Annotated in this window: 4 protein-coding genes; all 4 read right to left on the bottom strand. The window is 71.2% G+C overall.

Going from position 1 to position 3,479, the window contains the following annotated elements:
• Nucleotides 1-675: beta-ketoacyl synthase N-terminal-like domain-containing protein (locus FNH05_RS34830; protein WP_281287663.1), on the bottom strand; the 675-nt coding region annotated here is incomplete at its 3' end.
• A gap of 29 nt (nucleotides 676-704) precedes the next feature.
• Nucleotides 705-1,499, bottom strand: a complete 795-nt coding sequence (locus FNH05_RS34825; RefSeq protein ID WP_144593104.1) for an enoyl-CoA hydratase/isomerase family protein — start codon at nucleotides 1,497-1,499, stop codon at nucleotides 705-707.
• Between the two features lie 86 nt (nucleotides 1,500-1,585).
• Complete coding sequence (locus FNH05_RS38985) at nucleotides 1,586-2,347, bottom strand: response regulator transcription factor (protein ID WP_144593103.1); 762 nt, start codon at nucleotides 2,345-2,347, stop codon at nucleotides 1,586-1,588.
• Nucleotides 2,348-2,799: 452 nt separating this feature from the next.
• Entirely contained in the window at nucleotides 2,800-3,426 is a 627-nt protein-coding gene (locus FNH05_RS34815; protein ID WP_144593102.1) for a hypothetical protein, read from the bottom strand.
• Nucleotides 3,427-3,479 lie beyond the last annotated feature (53 nt).

Raw genomic sequence — 3,479 nt, 5'->3', positions numbered from 1 at the left:
CGACAGCACCCGCGAGGTCGGCGACGAGTAGAGCCGCAGCATCTCGGGCACGAACGGCGCCTCGTACCCGACCGCGATCACCACATCGCCGGTGCCGGCGCGGAGCAGTTCCGCCCCCAGCCCGATCGCCTGGTGCCCGCCCACGCACGCGTTGCTCAGCGTCGTCACCATGCCGCGGGCTCCCAGCCGGATCGCGCTCAGCGCGGCCGGGGTTCCCGGCAGGGAAGCGAAAATCGCCTCCTCCACGTCGATCGGCGGATACCGCGGGTCCGGCACGCGGCCGGCACAGGTCTGCGACCACCATTCGACGGGCCCCCGTGAGCAGGAGCCGATCACCGCGAGCCGGTCCGGATCGACGTCGCCGGGCCGCACCCCGGCGTCGGCGCACGCCTGCTCGACCGCGGCGAGCACCATCAGGATGTCCCGGCTGTACCGCTTGGCGTGGTTGTCGGGCAGATCGGGCAGGTGCCGCCGGTGGTCGAAGCCGGTCACCCGCGCCCCCGCCCGGCAGCGGCCCGCCGCTCCCGGGCCGCCGCGGAGTTCGTCGGGCAGCGTCCGCACCTGCGAATCCCCCGCCGCCAGCACCCGCCACGCCTCGTCCTTGCCGGTGGCCCCGGGCAGGAGGAAACCCAGCCCACTGATGACCACGTCCGTCGAAGCACCGTTTCCGTGCATGCTCAGTCCCTCTCCTGGCGCGGCCCGGCTCAGCGGCCGCTGAACCGGGGCCGGCGCCGTTGCAGTACGGCCCGGGTCCCCTCGACGCTGTCGTGCACTTCCGCCCAGCACCGCCGGTGGAACTGGTTCTGCAGGCGCAGGGCCTGCCGCGCGGGCACGCCTTCGCACCGTTCCCTGAGTTCCTTGAACAGCGCGATGGCGCGGGTCGGCCCCTCGGCCAGTTCCTGCGCCAGTGCGGCGGCCGTGGCCGCCACGGCCTCATCGTCGGGCGCGACCCGGTGCAGCAGTCCCAGCCGCAGCGCCTCGGGCGCTTCGACCAGGCGGCCGGTCAGGTACAGCTCGGTGGCGCGGTCGGCGCCGACGACCCGGCTGAGCATGGCGAAGATGCCGGAATGCCCCACGCGGATCAGCCCGCAGCCCAGCCGGGTGCCGGGGCCGCCCACCCGCAGATCGGCGGCACAGGCCAGTTCCGTGCCCGGCCCGACCGCGACTCCGGAAACCGCCGCGATCACCGGCTTTCCGGCGGCGAGAATCTCTTCGCAGACCCGGAGATAGAACGCGTCCCCCGTTTCCCGGCAGGCCGGGAGCAGGCTGTCGTCGCCGTTGAGATGGCGCTCCAGCGCGTCGAGATCGTCCCCCGAGCAGAAGGCCCGTTCGGTCCCGCCGAGCACGATCGCCCGGACCGAACGGGCCCGCGCGGCCTCGGTGACGTGGCGGAGCAGTTCGTGCCCGGTGGCGTAGTCCAGACTGTTGCGCTGTTCGGGCCGGAAGAGCATGATCGTCCGGACGGCACCGTCGTCGCTGACCAGCACGGGCTCTGCCATGGGTTCCCTCTCTTCTTTCACCCAGCGTCGATGTTTTCCATTCAACGGGTGATCGAGGGGCGGGAACAGTTCGCGGCGGTACCCTTTCAGCCCCCTGCCGGGTACTGGTGGTACCGCGGGGAAGCGCTTGCACCACGGTGAAGACCGAGCTTGCGGAACAAATCGCGACGACTTTTCACCGAATGCTTCTGGAGCACCCTGCTCACGTAGTTCTTGACCGTCTGCGGCGCGAGGTGGAGCTCCTCGGCGATTTCCTCGTTGGACAACCGGTCGAGCATGAGCCCGAGGATTTCCTTTTCACGCCGCGTGAATCCTCCGTGACATTCCGGACGCGGCAGCCGGGACGGAGACTTTCTGCTGCCGAGCACCCACGATCGGTGACCGTCCACTGCGGACCGGATCACGTCCACGATCTCCCGGCAGCTGGCCGAGGTGTCCACGAAACTGTCCGCACCGGCGTTGACCGCGGCGGCCACCGAAGCGGGCCCGCTGTCCGGGCTCATCACGATGACCGAGGTGGGGACGGGATTTCTCTTCACCAGACGGCAGAGTTCGGCGGCGGCAGGCACCTTTTCCATTTCCAGCCCGGTGACCAGAAGATCCGGTCTGCGCCCGTGCATCTGTCTGAGCGCTTCGCCGGGCGAATCGGCCTCACCGACGACCTCGATCCCCGGAAGTTTCGCCAACAGCGAGCGCAACGCGTAGCGCACCAGGGACTGTTCGTCCACGATCACCACGGTGGCCACCCCCGGCGGCCGGCCGGCCTGGCCTCGCAGTTCCCTACCCGAAGTCCCGGCCTCACGCGCGTGCGGCACGGCAGCCACCGACATGACGAATCGCCCTCCCACTCCTCGCTCCTGCTCGATCGGCTCGCGGGCGTCACCGCGGCAGCTTTCCCGCTGACAGCCCCGAAACCACGGTCCCCACAGTGCGCCCCGCCGCGATCGGCAGACGCTGAACCCTGGGACGTCTTCGTTCCCCGTGCCCAGGTTCCCCGTTCTCCGCGCGGCAGACAAGTCGCTTCCGTGGAGACCGTTCCCCGAGGTGCCCCGAAGCTCGGAATTCGAATCTGCTGGATCGAGCCAGCGAAACGCGCCCCCGGCGGGCACTCCGGGACGGCGGGCCGTCACGGTCCGGGAATTTCCCTTGTGGGCAAAGGTTTTCTCCGGATGCCGGGAGAATCGCCCCGCTCAGGGAAGGCTTTTTCCACCGAAAACGAAGGCGGGAGGCACGGCCGTCACGGGGGCTTCTTCCACCAAGAGCGGGCGGCCGCGAACTCCTTCCACAGTAGATCGCCGGGCTATCCGCCCGCCCGTACCCCCGTGATCGCGAAGCGCTCCACGTCCGCCACGTGGCCGCCGGTGGACACCGCGATGGTGAGCACGCTGCCGGGCGGGGCGGTGAACCCGACGGTGACCGCCCAGGGGGCCTGCTGGCCGCCCGCCGGGACCCCGCCGCGCTCACCGGCCGGCCCCCGCGGTTCGCGCACCTGTACGCGGAGGCTTTCGTCGACTCCGGTGATGGCGCCGCCGACGGTCACCGGCGAAACCACCGTCGTGCCGTAACCGGGCCGGGTCACCGTCAGCGTGGTGTCCTCGGTGCCGACCACCTCCCACGGCGCGTCCGGGCCGGTGCCCAGCTCCGCCAGGTGGATCACGGCCGCCGTGGCGGGGTTCCCGTTCGGCAGCCGGTAGCCGACCCCGACCCAGGCCTCGGTCCCGGCGGTGCGGCGGCCGGTGATCTGGTCGATCCCGGCGTAGCCGAGGTAGCCCTGGGCGAAGGACTGCGCGGTCAGCGCCGGGTCGAGATGCCACGGCTGGTGCCCGCCCTGCCGGTAGGAGGCCTGCCACGCCGCGGCGTCAGCCGCCCCGGAGAACGGCCACAGCGGCTGGTAGGCGAACGCGGGCGCGGCCGTCGAAGGTGACACCGTCGACACCGTTGGCCCAGCCGGCCCGGACGACACTGTGGGAACCGCGGTCG

It is taken from the genome of Amycolatopsis rhizosphaerae, from assembly GCF_007713715.1.
Classification (GTDB): Bacteria; Actinomycetota; Actinomycetes; order Mycobacteriales; family Pseudonocardiaceae; genus Amycolatopsis_E; species Amycolatopsis_E rhizosphaerae.
This window is presented reverse-complemented; position numbering and strand designations above follow the sequence as displayed.